Raw genomic sequence first — 17303 nt, 5'->3', positions numbered from 1 at the left:
ATAATTATAGTAAGCATAAGTCTGCACTTATAACCGAGGAGGTTTTTCCCATGGAGTTCCGCCAATTCCGCTACATCCTGACCGTCGCACAGGAAGGCTCGATTTCCCGCGCCGCCCAGAAGCTCTATATTTCCCAGCCATCCCTCTCCCAATCGATTGCCGGCATCGAGAAGAAGCTCGGTGCCCCCCTTTTTGACCGCAGCCTCACGCCGTTGCGGCCCACGCCCTTGGGTGAGCTGTACCTTGACACGGCCCGCCGCATCCTGACACTTGACGAAGAGTTCCAGCAGCGTGCCGATGATATGCTGCAACGGTCTGCGGGTCACATCATCATCGGCAGTTCCCCCTTCCGCAGCACCTACCTGCTGTCGCGGTTCCTGCCCGCTTTCCAGCGGCAGTATCCCTCGATCACTGTCGAGCTGCTCGAAAACACCACGCACCAGCTCGAGGAACTGGCCCTCGCAGGGCAGACCGATGTCATCCTGTCGCTGCAGCCCATCGACACCAGCCATTTCATGACGGAAAACCTCTTTGCCGAGGACCTGCTGCTGGCCCTGCCGCCCATGCATCCATTGTCCCAGCATTACAGCCTGCCGCATACACCAGCACAGCCTTTGCCCCAGCTGCCTCTTGCAGCGCTCAAGGATACGCCGTTCATCACCATGCACCCCGAGCAGAAACTGCACAGCCAGCTCTATGCCCTCTGCCACGAAGCAGGCTTCACGCCCCAGAGCCTGTTGGAAACCCGCAGTCTCGAAACCGCACTGTCCCTCAGCGGAGCAGGCCTCGGCGCCGCCCTGCTGCCCGCACCGCTGATAGAGGGCTTCCGCCCCCAGGAGCCCCCCTGCTACGCCGCCATCGACACCCATCCCCAGCGGCAGGTCGTCATTGCCTGGCGCAGGAACCGCTACCTTTCCCATGCTGCCCGCACCTTCGTGGGCAAACTAAAAGCCTATTGCCAGCAGCAATAGGCTTTGTCCACGGATCCATCTCCTAAGATGATGCTACGAGCCAGCCATCCCGTCCCCGTTCCTTCACTTGGTAGAGGGCCTGGTCGGCCGTGTGCAGCAGCGATTGGTAATCCCTGCCATGCAATGGCGCCAGCGCGATGCCGATGCTGGCACTCAGGCGCGTGCACTTCTCCCTATCGGTCTCAAGATTGTGCGCCGCTTCATTGATGCGTTTGGCCACCGTCGTGACCATCGCCGCCGGCAGATCGTTCAAGACGAGGATGAACTCATCCCCGCCAAAGCGGCCCACAGCATCCCGCGAGCGGACCACATGGATAAGGCTCAGCGCAAACTGGCGCAGGATCATATCACCGCGCTGATGTCCCAGCGTATCATTGGCTTCCTTGAAATGATCCAGGTCGATGATCAGCAGGGCATGACAGCAGCCCTCAGACAGAGACGACGCCAGCACCTCTGCCCCCGCCTCCTCGATGCCCCGCTTGTTGAGGACACCCGTGAGCGCATCTTTCTGCGCCATTTCCTTGTAGAGCCTCTTGCTCTTATTGGCCGCCATGAGTTCCTTGACCGTCGCCATAAGCATGAGATTCTTCTCCTGCAGCAGATCCTTGGCCTTGCGCATCGATACCTCATGCCGGTTTATCACGGCAATCACGACCAGCAGCAGTGCGACCAGGCCGCCCATCAGCCCCGTCTGCAGCGGATAGAACGCCAACAGATGCTGCAGCGAGAAAACCGGTTTCGTGGCAATGATATGTTTCTGCGTGATGCTGGTCCGGGTCTCAGGATTGATCTGCGTGATCGCTTTGTTGAGGATGGTCTGCAGCATCCGCGGCTGGCGCGGCGAAAGCGCCAGACTCATGGGGATATTGATGGACGTATCGGGGATTATCGCCAAATGCGGGTAGAAGCTCAAGGGGCGATCGATCTCCAAGATCGAGTTGCGCACCAAGGCCAGTGCATCGCTATGGTTGTCCACCTGTTGCAGCGTATCGATCACATCGGCACGGGAGTTCTTTATCTGCCAGTGCGGGAATTTCTGCTCCAGAAAGGCCATGAATGAGGCATCGGCATAGGGAAGCAGCAGCGTTATGTTCTCATCGCGGTCAGGGGGCGCAGACATCTTGCCCACCAAGGTATACGGGATCTCCAGCACGGGATTGGTATAGAGGAATGGCTGGTGGACAGCTGACCCCGCAAAGATATCCAGCATGACATCCGCCTTGCCGGTCTTCAGCATATTCAGGGCGTCGTCATAGGTCAGCACATGGATGTATTCGAATTTCACCCCGGAGTTTTCCGCAATCGCCGCGATCAGGTCCGGATAGATACCGCTGGCCTTATCCCGGTTGTCATCATATTCGATATAGGGACGGACGCCGCCATAGACCACCAGCCGCAGCGGTGGCAGGCTGTTGATGAACTGCCTCTCGGCCGGCGTGTAATGCACGAGCTGGAAGTCCAGATTCTCCGCCAGCTTTTGCGACAGCTGCGATGCAAAGTGCGGATTCTCTGTATCGAGCCGCTGCAGAGCCTGCTCCATTTCCCTGAGCTTTGGCTGCTGCCCAGCCGTCGTCACGATCTTCATGGGCCCCCGAGCAAAGGCAAGGAAGAATTTCTCCTGTCCATAGCTCTGGGCAGCCGTATCCACCACCATATCCACGTCGCCTGCGGCCAACGCCGCCACCAGCGACGCATGGTCTGCATAGGTCTGCACGGCAAGCTGCACGCGGTACTCCTGCTGGAACTGCTGCAGGCGGGCTTCCAAGCTGTGCGCAGCCAGCACGCCTACCCGGGCATTTTCCAAGCTGCTCAGGTCGCCGGCCCCAAATCGGTCTTCTTCGGGGCGCGTATAGAGCCCCACGATATCGTAACCAAAATCCCTGTCACTATAAATGAGCCCGTCGTGCTTGGCCAGAAAGCCCGGATATTCCAATGACAGCATCATATCCACATCGCCAGCCAGCAGCGGGGAAAAGATATTGCTGCCGGATAGATCCACCAGCTCATATTGACTGTCGTTATGCTTGGACAATTCATCCAGATAACCGATGTAATACTGCCACAGGACACGGGCATTGGCGACGCTCCTGTCTGGCGGCACAACCCCCAGCCGGATGGTCGCCCCCGCAGGGCTCTCCGCCAGGACTGCAGCTGGCAGGCCCACCAGCACAGATAGACAGATAAACAAGGACAGCAGTGCTTTCATACGGCAATTCTCCTCTGGTTCGGAATAAAGTCTCATATATTTTTTATTCCCGGCCCGTGAAACAAACTCCTTCTTGCTAGCCCTTGCCGGATTTCTTGCCCGGCGGCTTCCGTGCGCATTTGACCACATAGGCCCCCAGGAACATCATCCCCGCGATCTCCGCCATGGACTTGCCCAGCCGCTCCCAGCTGAACGGCCGTGGCTTGTGCGGCCGCCGCTGGGCCGCATCAGCTGCCGGACGGGCTGCCACCGTAAACGGTGCCGCAATCCACTTGGCAAAGCCCGAATCCACGAAGCCATAGCCGCCAAGGCACAGTGCCCCGATAAGCAGCATGGTCGTCAGTGCCTTGGGCACCAGCCGGCACAGACGGAACGACCGCAGGAAATTCACCCGCAGGTACTGCCAATGGAACCCGATATGCGCCGCCACCAGCAGCAGGGAAATGCCTCCCAGGCACTTATGATACGGCTTGAGAGCATGCAGCTCGATGCCAAAGGGCTTGGCGGTCAGGATGCCCGTGACCAGCAGCACCGCAAAGACGAACATCAGCGCAAAGCTCAGCCAGTCGGACTCCTTCTTCCGCTTGCTCGCGAACCGCCGCAGCCAGATGCGGTTCAGCCAGACATGACCGGCAATCACGCCGCAGGCCAGCATCCCCGCCCAGACATGATAGTCCGCCGAGATGGCATGCCGCTTGAATATCGTGGCCAGCAGGACAAAAAGGACAATATCCACCACAAAACGCACATCACGAACCATAAAAATCCCCCCTTCAGCCCTGCCCTTGCACAGGAAAAGCAGCCATCATGATTTTTATCCTAATATTCGCTGACGGCACAGCCAATTCCTGCCTGCGGCCCGCGGTTGCCCCGCCTGGAGATAAAGGGTATAATGAAGGCGCTATCACACAAGACAGCAACAAAGGAGGGAACCCATATGCACACCACAAAAAAAATACCGGCCGTCCTGACGATTGCCGGCAGCGATTGCAGCGGCGGTGCAGGCATACAAGCCGATATCAAGACCATGACCATGCATGGCGTCTATGCCATGAGCGCCATCACGGCGCTGACAGCCCAAAATACGCAGCAGGTGACTGGCATCCTGCCCACGACTGGCTCCGGGGCAGGCATATCGACAATCCCAACACGCATGGCACCGGCTGCACGCTCTCCAGTGCCATTGCCGCCAACCTTGCCAAGGGACTTCCCCTCCCTGCCGCCGTCACCGAGGCCAAGAAATACCTAACGGAAGCCCTGCTGGTGATGCTCGACCTCGGCGAAGGCTCCGGCCCCTAAAACCAATATATTTTTCCAAAGAAAGGATGTCATCCCCATGGAAAAGAAACTCTTGCCTGTCCTCAGCCTCTGCCTGCTGCTCCTTTTGCCAGCTGCCAGCCAGGCGTCCGGCAAAGCCGATTATCCGCTCAAGCAGGTGCTAATTCTCAGCCGCCACAATATCCGCGCCCCCTTGGCCGGACGTGATTCCACCCTCGCCAAGCTCACCCCCCATGCCTGGTTCGCCTGGCAGTGCGCCCCCGGCGAGCTCTCGCCCCGCGGCGCCGAGCTGGAACTGCTGATGGGCCAGTATTTCCGCCAATGGCTGGAAGAAGAAAAACTGCTGGAGCGGAACACGCCGCCTGCCGCCGATGAAGTGCGGTTCTACGCCAACTCGTTCCAGCGCACCATCGCCACCGCACGCTATTTTGCCAGCGGCCTGCTGCCCCTTGCTGACGTAGCCATCGAGCACCACCAGCAAGTCAATGAGGCCGATCCCGTATTCCTGCCTGCCCCACCGGACAGCGAGCGGTTCCGCCAGCAAGTGCGGAACGAATTTGACAGGTCAGGGCTTGAAGTCCCCCTGCAGGAACGCGGCCAGCGCTCTTGCCAGCTGCTCATGCAGACCCTTGACTTTGACCGGTCAACCTATGCCCAGCAGCATGGTCCCCTTGACTATACCCGCAAAGACATCGCCCCGGCGAAAAATGGCGGGCCAGGTCTCCGCACACCCTGGAGTGCCCTGGTGCCAGCCAGCGATGCGCTGACCCTGCAATATTACGAGGAAGAAAACGACCTTGCCGCCGCCTTCGGTCATCCGCTGACCCGCGAGGACTGGAAAGACATCGCCGCCTTGAAGGAACTCGGCATCAATTCGCTGTTCTCTCAGCCCACCTGTGCCAAGGCCATGGCCTATCCGCTGCTTGCTGTCATGGAGCAGGAGCTTGCCAGCAGCCACCGCAAGATCACCTTCCTCTGCGGCCACGATGTCAACCTGGCAGAAGTCCTGCCCGCGCTGGGCGTTGAAGACTACACCCTGCCGGACAGCATCGAGGCCAAGACCCCCATCGGCGCCAAGTTCGTCATCGAAAAACGTCAGGGACAGGGCGGCGAAGAATACGCCTCCCTGTCCCTCATCTATGCCAACGCGCAGCAGCTGCGCCAGCGCACGCCGCTGACCACTGAGGCGCCGCCGGCCCGCATCCCCCTGCGCCTGAAGGGCCTTGCTGCCACTCCGGACGGATCCTACCGGTTCCGCGACCTCCAGCAGCGCCTCCAAGACACGATAACAGAAGGCAGGCACTGGCAGAGCGAGCCTTGAGGCCGCTTATCCCAGTGCTACATCCAGCGCCATCATCACGGTGAACCCCGCAGCAAACGCGAGCACGCCAATGTCACTGTGCTCGCCCGCAGACATCTCGGGGATGAGCTCCTCCACCACGACGTAGAGCATGGCACCCGCAGCGAAAGCCAGCAGGTATGGCAGGATAGGCACGACAAAACTTGCCGCCACGATGGTCAAGGCAGCCCCTAGCGGCTCCACCACGCCAGAGAGCAGTCCTGCCCCAAAGGCCTTGTGCTTATTCATGCCCTCGGCCCGCAGCGGCAACGAGATGATCGCCCCCTCGGGGAAATTCTGGATGGCAATGCCGATGGACAGCGCGAAGGCACCGCTGAGCGTGATATCCGCATTGCCCGCGAGCCAGCCCGCAAAGACCACGCCTACTGCCATGCCTTCCGGAATGTTATGCAGCGTCACCGCCAGCACCAGCATCGCCTTCTTCGGCAGGCTGCAGGCCATGCCCTCCGCCTTGTCCGCATCGAGATGCAGATGCGGGATGACATGGTCGAGCAGCAGCAGGAACAGCGTCCCCGCCCAGAAGCCGATAAACGCCGGCAGGAAAGCCAGCCGTCCCAGCTCCGCACTGCCCTCCATCGCCGGGATCAAAAGGCTCCAGATCGACGCGGCCACCATGACGCCCGCCGCAAAGCCCATCAGTGCCTTCTGTACCCCCGCCGACAGTTCACGTTTCAAGATATATACACAAGCAGCGCCAAGCCCCGTTCCCAGCAGCGGAATGAGCAGCCCCTGCCATATCTCCATCGGCAACATATCTATCGCCTGCCTTTCCTCATATATTCTATTGCCATTGTACTTCCCTCCTATGAAAATAGCAACCAGTTTTCCTGGAAAGATCCTGCCGGCTTCTGCCTGCTATCTTCCGGAGCCCCGCATAGCAAAAAAGCTGCCGCGCAGGAAGCCCTGCACGGCAGCTTTTTTTGAACGTCTTTTTAGTTGTTCTTATTGCCCAGCACCGTCTTGCCGAAGATGGCCAGCGTCACGAGGAAGACAGCAAGGCCCAGCATTTCGGCCGTATCGGCAAAATCCTTGCCGACCAGTGCCAGCGGGCTGTCGCTGCCGCCGCTCGTGACCGAGACGACGATGACACCAGCCAGCGCGACACCGACCAGCGACTCGCCGACGATAAGGCCCGAAGCGAACAGCGTACCACGGCGCATGCCATTTTTCCGGCCTTCCTCGCCCTTGCGCTCCTTGAGCTTCTTATTGAGGAAGTAGCCCATGATGGCACCGATGACCAGCGGCGTCTGTACCGAGGGCGGCAGATAGATGCCCATGCCGACAGCCAGTGGCGGCAGGCAGAGATTGCGCGTATTGCGTTTGAGTATCTGATCGGCGATGACAAGCAGGACGCCCAGGCCCATGCCAAGGTAGATGTACTCCCAAGCAAGCTGGCTCGAGAAGATGCCCTGGGCAATCGTCGTCATGAGTGCGGCCTGCGGGGCAGCCAGTGCCTGGGACGGGTCCATATCCGGACGCGGCAGGGCACCTGGGAAGCCATAGGCTTCATAGAGAAGATTGAGTACCGGAGCGATGACCAGTGCGCCGACCACGCAGCCGAGCAGCAGAGCCACCTGCTGACGCCAAGGCGTTGCCCCGACCAGATAGCCGGTCTTCAAATCCTGCATATTATCGTTCGATATGCAGGCAATCGCCATGATGATGGACGTGGTGAAGATTGCCGTAGCCGTGGCGAACTTCTCGCCCCCCGGCAGGCTGAAGATGCCAAACGAAGTGCAAAGCGCATACATCACAAGCGATGCCACGATGATACCCAGGATGCCGATACCCGAAATCGGGCTCGAGGAGGTGCCGACGAGACCGGCCATATAGGCACAGGCTGCGGCGACAAAGAAGCCCATGAACACAGCCACGCCGACGCCGACGAGGACAAAGGTGAGGTTCTGCATCAGCGGCAGGCCCTCAGGGCTGACAAAGGCATAGAAGATCGCCAGCAGGCCGGCAACCGTCAACGCGAATACCAGGCCAATGCTCTTGATGGACATATCGATGTCCATGCGGTGTTTGTCCTTCTCGCCATCGGACATGCGGACCGAGGCGATGGACTCCTTGACGCCCTCGATGACCGGCTCGGCCAGCGTGATAAGGGTCCAGATAGCGGCCACGCCCATGGCACCAGCGCCGATCAGACGGACGCGCTCCTGATAGACCGCACCGGCAAATTTCTGCATCGTCATGCCATCAGGCAGTGCACTCGTGATCGTGTAGAACGGCACGAAGCCCGCCCAGGCGATCAGGATACCGACGAGCATCGCCAGTCCCGAGGCAATGCCGATGAGATAGCCGGCACCGACCAGCGCCGTCGAATAGCCGATGGGGAACTGCGTCATGCCGCGGCCCACATGGAACCAGAGGGACAGTCCCCCCGAGAGGACCTGGAAGCCATTGGAAAGCAGCGCGACAACACCAGCCACGATACCGCCCGACATGATTTCCTTAAGGCCGCTGCCCTGCTTAGAAGCTGCCGCAGCATTGCTGCCGACCTTCAAGATCTCAGCCGCAGCCACGCCTTCCGGATAGGCCAGGTCGCTATGGACGACCATCGCGCGGCGCAGCGGGATCGTGAACAGCACGCCCAAGCAGCCGCCGCAGGCCGATACCAGCAGCGTCTGCCAGAATTCAAAGCCCTGCCAATAGCCGATCATCAGCATGCCGGGGATGATGAAAATGATGGCCGACAAGGTTCCTGCGGCGGAAGCCTGTGTCTGCACCATGTTGTTCTCAAGGATATTGGAATCCTTCGCCATCTTGAGGACCGCCATCGAAATCACCGCGGCGGGGATAGCCGAGGAAAAGGTCAGGCCGACCTTGAGGCCCAGGTAGACGTTCGATGCTGTGAAGATAACCGTCAGGATAGCACCGAGCAGCATACCGCGGACCGTAAGTTCAGGAAGCCGTAGATCGTGCTGCATAAACTCATTGTCATTTTGTTTCATCGTATGAATGCTCCTTATAGGGTAAATGTTTTTCGCAACTGTACACCTGTAATGTACAATCACAAAGAACATTATAGCACAATTAAAAGCGTCATAAAAGAGGTATATATGTATACATGTAACAAACGCATGACAAAAAACTGGCAGCCCCTTCTGTCTGGGACTGCCAGTTGCCGTCAGCGGGAGATTCCCTTAAAGATCGAAAGCTGCCTCGTGCTCCGACTCACTCTGCTTCGGCTTGCGCTCGCAGAGCAGTACGTTGAGCACAATGGCCATGATGCTGCCGATCGTGATGCCGCTGTTGCCGATGAGCTGCACCCACTGCGGGAAATGGCTGTAGAAGGACGGCACCCCCAGCGGGATAAGCGCCACAGCTACGCTGATAGCCACCACCATCGAGTTGCCCTTCTTCTGCAGATCCGCCTGCGAGAGCGCCTGCATGCCGCTTGCCGCTACCATGCCGAACATCGCCAGGCCAGCACCGCCGAGCACCATCGTCGGGATGCAGGCGACGACAGCCGCCAGCTTCGGGAAGAGCCCGAGGATCATCAGCAGCACGCCGCTGGTCGCCACGATATAGCGGCTGCGGATTCCCGTCATGCTGATAAGACCGATGTTCTGGGCAAAAGCCGTATACGGGAAGGTATTGAACACACCGCCCAGAGCCGTCGAGAAACCATCGGCCCGCAGGGCCTTGGTGAGCATCTCCTCCGTCATCGGCTTTTTGACGATCGAGCTGATGGCCATGACATCGCCCGTAGTCTCGGCCATCGTCACGAGCATGACCAGCGTCATGATGAGGCACGATACCGGCTCAAATACCGGCAGGCCAAAGGCAAAGGGCGTCGTGACACCGAGCACCGCCGCTTCGCTGACGGCATGGAAATCCACCATGCCGAAAGCAGCTGCAATCCCCGTGCCGATCACCAGGCCCAGCAGCACTGAAATATGCCCCAGGAATCCCTTGCAGGTGCGGTAGATGAAGAGGATGATTGCCAGCACCGCCAGCGACAGAGCGATGTTTGACGGGTCACAGTAATCAGCAGCCGCAGGATTCGGCCCCGTGATCCAGTTGACCGCTACCGGCAGCAGCGACAGGCCGATGATCGTGATGACCGAGCCCGTGACCACCGGTGGGAAGAACCGCAGCATCTTGCTGAAGAAATTGCTGATGATGAAGCAGGCAATGCCGGCAAAGATAGCCGAGCCATAGACGACCTGCAGGCCAGCTGCTCCGCCGCCATGGGTGTTCGCGATGATGATCATCGGCGTGACCGCCGTAAACGTGCAGCCCTGCACGATCGGCAGCTTCGCACCGATGACACCGCGGATGCTCAATGCCTGCACCAACGTAGCGATCCCGCAGGTGAAGAGATCGGCATTGATGAGATAAATGAGCTGCTCCGTCGAAAGCCCGATGGCCCCGGCAAGTACCAAGGGCACAGCTACCGCACCAGCATACATGGCCAGCACATGCTGAGCCCCGTAGATAAGCGTGCGCAAAAACGGCAGTTTCTGGTCAACCGGATGAATCGCGTTCGTCACAATGAATTCCCCCACAAATTTATTTCTCTACAAACGTAATCTTGCCATCGTCCAGCGAAGCAATGCTTGCCAGAGCCTCAAGGTGATACCCTTTGTCGATGATGCGCTGATGGCCGCGCTGGAAGGCCTTCTCGATGGCAATGCCGATGCCAGCCACCTTCGAGCCTGCCTCCTCAACGATGCTCGCCAGTCCCAGTGCCGCCTCGCCATTGGCCAGGAAATCATCGATGACCAGCACATTCTCACCAGCCGGCAGATACTTCTGCAGCACGATGATCTCTGACGTCTCTTTCTTCGTGAACGAGTAAACCTCATGCGCATAGACCGGCTCATGCATCAGCACCGATTTCTTCTTGCGCGCAAAGACCAGCGGTACGCCGAGCTCCATAGCCGCCATGACACCGATGGCAATGCCCGATGCCTCCACCGTCAGCACACGGTCGATGCCCGCATCGCGGAACAAACGCGCAAACTCCCTGCCCATCGCCAGCGACAGCTCCGGATCGATCTGATGGTTCAAAAACGAATCCACCTTGAGCACGTTGCCCGGCAGGGCAATGCCTTCCTCCTGAATCTTTCTCTCCAGCAGTTCCAAAATAATCGTCCCTCCATGCTAACTAAAAATGCCGACAGTCCGAGCCCCCTAAAAAGGTGCCCAGACGGTCGGCATTTTCCCGAACTGCACGGCCCGTGGTCAATTCCACTGAACCGTCAGCCATGCAGTTTCGTTGCTATCAGATTATACGCTAATTATAAGTATTTATCCCCGCTGCGTCAAGAAAAATGTCCGCGATTTACGGATTTCTTTGCGAAGAATGCACCTAAAAAAGACGCGTGAGCTATGCCCACGCGCCTCGCTTACCATAAAGATGGTCTTATTTTGCCTCCAGTGCATTCCATGCATCGTTTGCACGGGCAACATAAAGGTCACGGATGTTCTTGTTCTCGCCAATGCCATGGATGTAGGCATCCACCTTGAAGCCCTCTTTGACCAGCATGGACTTATGCGAATCTTCCTCATCGCCAGCCATATCGTTGTTGGCATGGTCACCAGCAACCATCATCAGCGGCATCAGCGTAACGTGTTTGATGCCGTTCTTCTTGAGCTTCGGCATAACAGTCTCGAGGGACGGCCAGCCTTCAACCGTATAGACATAGACGTTCTTATAGCCCATCTCATCGATTTTTGCCTGGATGACCGAGTAATACGCATTCGAAATGTTCGGCGTACCATGAGCCATGATCAGGATAGCATCGTCTTTGCCCTGTTTCGGGAACTGGGAGGACAGCGCCTTGATGGTTTCCGTGACATCATCGGCCTGCTCTTCCTGGCCCTGCCAGTACATCAGCGACGTACCGAGCGTCATCTTCTTGAACTGGTTCTTGTAGTTCTGATAAACGCCCATGTCGTAGTTGTACTCCATGCCCGGGATGACATCGAGGGAAACGAGTGCTACGCGGCTGTAACCATCAGCCTTGAGCTGCTCGAGTGCCTCTTCCGGCGTCGGGAACTTGATGCCTTCCTTCTCCTGGACGCGCTTGATGATGATATGGGACGTATAAGCCGTGACAACCTTCACATTCGGATGAGCAGCCTTGATGGCATTGACCGTTGCATCGATGGTCTTAGCGCGCGTATCTTTGAACGTCGTGCCGAAGGTCATGACCACGATGGCGTCCTTATCCGCAAGGTTCTTGAGCTCCGGGTTCTCGTTCTTGAGCACACCGATCTCCGAAGCCGTCTTGAGTGCCATCGTCGGTTTCTTGACCTCCGGGTTCAGCTGATAAGCAGCCTCAGTCTGCGGAGCAGCAAAGCCCCAGGCAGCCGTGCAGGCAAGAGATACAGCCAATGCTTTTTTCCAGTTTTTCATGATGTGAATCCCCCTATTTCTTGGATAAATAGAAAAGGGCCTTTTGGCGCACCAAAAGACCCCTGCTATCCTGTGGTTGGATAGTCAGCAGTCCCCTTCCCATCGCTCGCAGGTGGCTTGACCGGTCAAATGACAAGTCAAAACGGTGACTTTCGGACAGGCAGTTCTTCTGGCTCGGTTCATCGCTCCCCTGCGCCTTCCCAGACATACATCCAGTGGCCATCTTGCAGGTTCGCTCCCCTCACAGCGGCGGGACCGCGCCGGTTTTGACCGGCTTTTCTCTTCGGCTGTCATAGACAGCACCTGTTCCCTGACTATGAAATTATATGCGTGATTTATATCACGGCTTTCATTATAGTGCATCAGAGAAGCGCTGTCAACGGCGGACACACAAAACACCCATCCGCCTCAATCCTCATCGAAGCCAAACAGATGCTTGAGGAAACTCTTCTTGTTGGCCGCATAGAGTTCCCGCGAATAATTGATGTTCTGGGAGCTGTACAGCGGGTTGATGATGTTCTTGCGCGGCAGCCATTCCTCGGAAAAAAGCGGCTTGGTGAATACGATTTCCGCCAGGGACTGGCGGATCTTGGCGATCTGCTTGGAGTCGAGATCCGGCACGATGGCCTTGGACAGCAGCCGCCCGACCTCGACCATCTCCTCTTCCTTTATGCCGCGGGTCGTCGGGATCAGGCTCGACAACCGCAGCGCAGGGATCGTCTTATCATCATCGAAGGTCATGATATTGTCGCATTTAACGATGAAGCCCGCCTGCTTGACCTGCGACAGGAAGGGGCCGCGGTCTTCACAATGCACCTCGGGGGCTACGTATTGGCTGTTCGTCCCATGATAGACGATATTGAGGCCATTGTCCTTGAGGGATTCCATCAGCGCATTGGCATTCTTCAGGCACTGCTGGCAATACTTGCCAAACTCCGGCGTCTCCGCCTCGCGGAATGCGATGCAGAGTGCCGCCAGGACATTCTCCTGCAGATATACATGCCCCGTATTGATGGCAATCTGGTTGAGGCTGTCCACATTCTCGCTGTTCGTAAGGATCACCGCGCTCTGGGGTCCGCGCAGCGTATCATGGGTGTAGAACGTCACCACGTCGGCATGGGGTACCGGCGAATGCATCAATTTCGCGGCTACCAGTCCCACGACCGCACTCATGTCCACCCATAGCACGGCCCCCACGCCATGCGCGATCTGCGCCAGCTTGCGGTAGTTGACATCCTTCGGATAATTCGTCGGCGAGAATATGATCATCTTGGGCCGGCACTCCTGCGCCAGCGCCTCGATATGGCGGTAATCCAGATGCTGCGTCTCCGGCTCGATGCTGTATTTCACGAAATTGTACTTCATATCCTCGGTATAGCAGTATTCCCGCTTGCGCAGGTTGAAGGACATGATGGTATCGCCAGTGTTGACGAAATTGTGGAAGACGATCTGCGACGCTGCGACCAGATTGTTGATGCGCACGATGGCCGCCTCGCTGCCAAACAACCGCTTCGCGCGCTCGATGGCCAGGGACTCCAGCCGGCTGCACGTCACCACATCGTGATAGTCCATATAGGTATTGCTGAGCAGGCTGCCCTTCAGATATGAGCAGAAGGGCGAGGCATAGTTCTCGTTCGGCAGCAGGGACAGCGTATAGCGCTGCGTCTTCAGTTCCATCTGGATAAAATCGAAGAGCTCGGGGTCAAACGCCTCAATGCCCCGGATTATCTTTTCGCGTTCCATGTATATTCCTCCTCGCTTACAAGGCTAGTGCACCCGCATACTCATCCTGGGAAGAAGGGCCAGAAAATCGGGATGACAAAGATGCACACGAGCAAAGCCACCAGCACCATGGGGATACCGACCTTGACATAATCGATGAACCTGAACTTGCCAGGCCCCAGCACCAGCGTATTCGGCGGCGTCGCCACCGGCGTCGTGAACGCACAAGAGGCGGCGATGCCGATGGTCATAAGCACGGGATACGGCGAGGCCCCCATGGACTCGGCGATGGAAATCCCGATAGGCGCCAGCAGCGCGGCCGATGCCGTATTGCTCATGAACTGCGTCAGCCCGCAGGACAGGATGAACATGGCCACGACAATGACCATCGGCGAAGGCTCCGTGCCGATGAGGCCGATCACGAAATCGGCGATCATCTTGCCCGCCCCGCTCTTATCCATCGCACTGGCCAGCGGCAGCATGCCGGCGAACAGAAAAATCGTGACCCAGTCAATCCCCTGATAGGCCTGCTTTTCTGTCACGCAGCCTGTAAGCACACAGGCCAGGGCGCCGATGATGGCAGACGTCTGCATCGGCACACCGATATCCTTCTCCAAGACCATCGCCACGACCACACAGACCAGGATCGCGGCACAGATGAACATCTTGCGCGGATTCTCCGGCTCCGCCGACTCCTGGTCAAACAGGTTGTTGTCCGCGTAATTATGCGGGCACAGGCGCCGCCCGACCGTCATCATGTAGATGACACCTGCCAGGGACAGCGGCACACCGATAAGACCGAACTCGAAGAAACCAAACGGGCTGTAACCGGAGGTCTCCAGCGTCGCACTCATGAGGATGTTCGGCGGCGTACCGATAAGCGTGAGCGTACCGCCGACATTGGCCGCGATCGCCATGCCCATGAGCTGCGACGATACGGGAATGTGTGCGGCAATGCAGATCTGCACGACCACCGGCATCAGGCAGGCCACCGTCGCCGTATTCGACGAAACACCCGAAAGGACAATCGTGATGACCATCAAGGCCAGCATCAGCTTCTTCTCATCGGTACCCGCCTTCTTCACGACCGTGACGCCGATCTTCTGCGCCAGCCCCGTCTGGAACATGGCTGCGCCAATGACGAACATGCCCGCAAACAAAACCACCGTTGAATTGGAAAGCCCCGAATACACCTGGACAGGCGTAAGCACCCCAAACAAGCCCAGCACGATAGCCGATCCCATGGCCGTGACCGCCAGGGGAATAAGTTCCGTAGCAAAGAAGAACCCCGCTACGCAAAGCACACATAAGGTAATTACAGCAGAATCCATACATTTCACTCCTCGCCTATTCACTTGTCGCTATGTCGTCTTGGAGTCAGTACCCATAGCATATATATTATCGTACTTACCTCATTCTATATCAGCGGGCAGCTTCCCTTTTATTTTTTAGTTATCGAAAGGCCGCGTTTATGGAATCGTTTCAGCAAAATCCAGCGATTCTCCGCATAGCAAAAAGGCCGTCGTCTTCACCAAGGAGGTGAGGACGACAGCCCTTTCCTGTCTATACCGATTTCCTTACAACATGAGGAGCAGCTTACAACAGCTTCTCGATCTCTCCCGCCATCTTGGCCGGATCATAGGTCGGCTCGAAGCGAGCCACCACCTTGCCTTCCCTGTCGACCAGGAATTTGGTGAAATTCCATTTGATGGAATCCCCTTCCAGGTACTCAGGGAAATTCTGCTGGAGCGCCTCCGTCAGCTTTGCTGCGATGGGATGCGACTCGTCAAAGCCCTTGAAGCCCTGCTGTTCGATCAGATACTTGAACAGCGGCTGCGCCGTGTCGCCACGCACATCGCCCTTCTCGAAGATCTGGAAGGTCACGCCATAGTTCAAGCGGCAGAATTCCTGCACTTCGTTGTTGCTGCCCGGCTCCTGGCCGGCAAACTGGTTGCAGGGGAAGCCCAGGATCTCCAAGCCCTGCCCCTTATACTTCATATAGAGATCCTGCAGCTCCTTGAACTGCGGCGTGAAGCCGCACTTGGAAGCCGTATTGACGATGACCAGTACCTTCCCCTTGTAATCCGCCAGGGATTTTTCCACACCTTTGTTGGTCTTTACCACAAAATCATAAATACCCATATCGTTCTCCTCACTTACATCTGACACGCGATCTATCAAAGGCCCAGCATGGCATCCAGCTTAGCCTTGTCGAAGCTCAGCACATAATCCTTATCATTGGCCGTCGTGATGGGAACCATGGTGTCCCCAGTCAACGCATAGCAGGCATCGCGGTCTGCATCGTTTTCCTCGATATTGTGCTCCTCGAACTCCACATTCTTGCTCTTTAGATACTTCTTCACCTTATCACACCAAGGACAATCATTGATCGAATATACTTTTACCATACTGCATTACCCTCCTTCAATTTCACTAGATATTTTTCAGCCAGCAAAGCGGCTGCCGTGCCGTCAGCGGCAGCGGTAGTCAGCTGGCGGATTTCTTTTTCCCGCACATCCCCGGCGGCAAATACCCCTGGAATGGCTGTCCGGCAGTCCTCACCGGCTTCGATACGGCCACTGGCCGAAAGCGGCAGCTCTTCCTGGAAAAGCTCCGTATTGGGCACCACGCCGATATTGACAAAGATGCCATCCACGGGCAGGCTGCGCGTCTCCCCCGAGGCCTTGTCCAGCACCTCGATGCGCTCCAGGCGTCCCTCTCCCTGCAGGCTCTTGATCTCCGTCTGCAGGAAGATCTCCACCTTGGGATTCTCCTTCAACCGCTTTTGGGAGACTTCATCCGCCCGCAGCTCCGAACGGTGTATCAGATAGAGTTTGCTGGCATGCTTGGTGAGGAAATTGGCAGCATCTACGGCCGCATTGCCTCCGCCCATGACGGCGATGACTTTGTCCTGATACATATGACCGTCGCAGAGTTCGCAGTAGTGCACGCCCTTGCCTGCATACTTTGCTTCCTCCGGCAGCGGCAGTTTGCGGCGGTTCATGCCCGAAGCGATGATGACCACATCTGCCTCGTAGATATATGCCTCTGTTTCCACCAGCTTCGGCTGCCCTTTGAGGCTTACCTTCACGATGGAGTCAAACTCATCGATGACTGCACCAAAGCTTTCTGCCTGCTGCTGAAGGGTGCCGATGAGCTCCTTGCCGGAAACCTTGGCAAAACCGGGATAGTTCTCAATACCAGTGGCGTTGGCTATCTGTCCGCCGACAATGCCGTTCTCCAGCACCAGCACGTCCAGATTCATGCGCCCTGCATACAGGGCTGCCGTCAGCCCTGCCATACCTGCACCAACAATGACGATATCCTTGTGGATCCGCTTTTTCTCCATGCCATCAGCTCCTTCTCTCTGGATAAAAATGAGGAAACAGACTT

At 57.4% G+C, this 17303-nt stretch carries 15 protein-coding genes, 2 pseudogenes and 2 riboswitches; of the genes and pseudogenes, 5 read left to right on the top strand and 12 right to left on the bottom strand.

Annotated elements, in window-relative coordinates:
* The first annotated feature begins 50 nt into the window (after positions 1 to 50).
* The gene (locus tag FZ041_RS03670; protein WP_149188562.1) at positions 51 to 971 is read left to right on the top strand and encodes a LysR family transcriptional regulator; all 921 of its coding nucleotides are present in this window, start codon (positions 51 to 53) and stop codon (positions 969 to 971) included.
* 22 nt (positions 972 to 993) lie between these two features.
* On the opposite strand, the gene FZ041_RS03665 is transcribed toward FZ041_RS03670, so the two are convergent.
* Both FZ041_RS03665 and FZ041_RS03660 read right to left on the bottom strand, forming a co-directional pair.
* Positions 994 to 3177 carry a GGDEF domain-containing protein gene (locus FZ041_RS03665; protein ID WP_187626296.1) on the bottom strand — a complete coding sequence of 728 codons (2184 nt, stop codon included), beginning with the start codon at positions 3175 to 3177 and terminating at the stop codon, positions 994 to 996.
* Positions 3178 to 3253: 76 nt separating this feature from the next.
* The gene (locus FZ041_RS03660; protein WP_149188560.1) at positions 3254 to 3937 is read right to left on the bottom strand and encodes a DUF4405 domain-containing protein; all 684 of its coding nucleotides are present in this window, start codon (positions 3935 to 3937) and stop codon (positions 3254 to 3256) included.
* 177 nt (positions 3938 to 4114) lie between these two features.
* On the opposite strand from FZ041_RS03660, the pseudogene FZ041_RS15020 reads away from it, so the two are divergent.
* From FZ041_RS15020 to FZ041_RS14725, 4 genes and pseudogenes are all read left to right on the top strand, one after another.
* Positions 4115 to 4285 (top strand): annotated as a pseudogene (locus FZ041_RS15020) (bifunctional hydroxymethylpyrimidine kinase/phosphomethylpyrimidine kinase); the annotation flags it as partial.
* Positions 4286 to 4311: 26 nt separating this feature from the next.
* Complete coding sequence (locus tag FZ041_RS15015) at positions 4312 to 4476, top strand: bifunctional hydroxymethylpyrimidine kinase/phosphomethylpyrimidine kinase (RefSeq protein WP_255449234.1); 165 nt, start codon at positions 4312 to 4314, stop codon at positions 4474 to 4476.
* Positions 4477 to 4513: 37 nt separating this feature from the next.
* A pseudogene (locus FZ041_RS14930) lies at positions 4514 to 4852 on the top strand (histidine-type phosphatase); the annotation flags it as partial.
* A gap of 147 nt (positions 4853 to 4999) precedes the next feature.
* The gene (locus tag FZ041_RS14725) at positions 5000 to 5776 is read left to right on the top strand and encodes a histidine phosphatase family protein (protein ID WP_255449226.1); all 777 of its coding nucleotides are present in this window, start codon (positions 5000 to 5002) and stop codon (positions 5774 to 5776) included.
* 6 nt (positions 5777 to 5782) lie between these two features.
* On the opposite strand, the gene FZ041_RS03645 is transcribed toward FZ041_RS14725, so the two are convergent.
* The 10 genes from FZ041_RS03645 to FZ041_RS03600 all read right to left on the bottom strand — a co-directional run bounded on the left by FZ041_RS03645 (position 5783) and on the right by FZ041_RS03600 (position 17259).
* Positions 5783 to 6568 (bottom strand): ZIP family metal transporter, encoded by a 786-nt coding sequence (locus tag FZ041_RS03645; protein ID WP_149188558.1) that lies wholly within the window; start codon positions 6566 to 6568, stop codon positions 5783 to 5785.
* A gap of 179 nt (positions 6569 to 6747) precedes the next feature.
* On the bottom strand, positions 6748 to 8772 hold the full coding sequence (locus FZ041_RS03640) for an OPT family oligopeptide transporter (protein ID WP_149188557.1): 2025 nt from the start codon (positions 8770 to 8772) through the stop codon (positions 6748 to 6750).
* Between the two features lie 192 nt (positions 8773 to 8964).
* Positions 8965 to 10317: a nucleobase:cation symporter-2 family protein gene (locus FZ041_RS03635; RefSeq protein WP_143092075.1), complete on the bottom strand. Its 1353-nt coding sequence runs from the start codon at positions 10315 to 10317 to the stop codon at positions 8965 to 8967.
* A 19-nt stretch (positions 10318 to 10336) separates the two neighbouring features.
* Positions 10337 to 10912, bottom strand: coding sequence for a xanthine phosphoribosyltransferase (locus tag FZ041_RS03630; protein WP_149188556.1), 576 nt, complete (start codon positions 10910 to 10912; stop codon positions 10337 to 10339).
* 51 nt (positions 10913 to 10963) lie between these two features.
* Positions 10964 to 11046: riboswitch (ZMP/ZTP riboswitch) on the bottom strand.
* Positions 11047 to 11192: 146 nt separating this feature from the next.
* Positions 11193 to 12188: a sirohydrochlorin cobaltochelatase gene (locus FZ041_RS03625; RefSeq protein WP_149188555.1), complete on the bottom strand. Its 996-nt coding sequence runs from the start codon at positions 12186 to 12188 to the stop codon at positions 11193 to 11195.
* Between the two features lie 142 nt (positions 12189 to 12330).
* Positions 12331 to 12510, bottom strand: a riboswitch (cobalamin riboswitch).
* Between the two features lie 86 nt (positions 12511 to 12596).
* Positions 12597 to 13931: a PLP-dependent aminotransferase family protein gene (locus tag FZ041_RS03620; protein ID WP_075441815.1), complete on the bottom strand. Its 1335-nt coding sequence runs from the start codon at positions 13929 to 13931 to the stop codon at positions 12597 to 12599.
* 41 nt (positions 13932 to 13972) lie between these two features.
* The gene (locus FZ041_RS03615; RefSeq protein ID WP_149188554.1) at positions 13973 to 15241 is read right to left on the bottom strand and encodes an SLC13 family permease; all 1269 of its coding nucleotides are present in this window, start codon (positions 15239 to 15241) and stop codon (positions 13973 to 13975) included.
* Between the two features lie 265 nt (positions 15242 to 15506).
* Complete coding sequence (locus FZ041_RS03610; RefSeq protein WP_075441811.1) at positions 15507 to 16052, bottom strand: glutathione peroxidase; 546 nt, start codon at positions 16050 to 16052, stop codon at positions 15507 to 15509.
* A 35-nt stretch (positions 16053 to 16087) separates the two neighbouring features.
* Positions 16088 to 16318: a glutaredoxin family protein gene (locus FZ041_RS03605; protein WP_075441809.1), complete on the bottom strand. Its 231-nt coding sequence runs from the start codon at positions 16316 to 16318 to the stop codon at positions 16088 to 16090.
* The gene (locus FZ041_RS03600) at positions 16312 to 17259 is read right to left on the bottom strand and encodes an NAD(P)/FAD-dependent oxidoreductase (protein WP_149188553.1); all 948 of its coding nucleotides are present in this window, start codon (positions 17257 to 17259) and stop codon (positions 16312 to 16314) included. Before FZ041_RS03600 ends, FZ041_RS03605 begins: the two co-directional genes overlap by 7 nt.
* Positions 17260 to 17303: the final 44 nt, after the last annotated feature.

The organism is Pseudoselenomonas caprae (assembly GCF_008271345.1).
Classification (GTDB): domain Bacteria; phylum Bacillota; class Negativicutes; order Selenomonadales; family Selenomonadaceae; genus Selenomonas_A; species Selenomonas_A caprae.
This window is presented reverse-complemented; position numbering and strand designations above follow the sequence as displayed.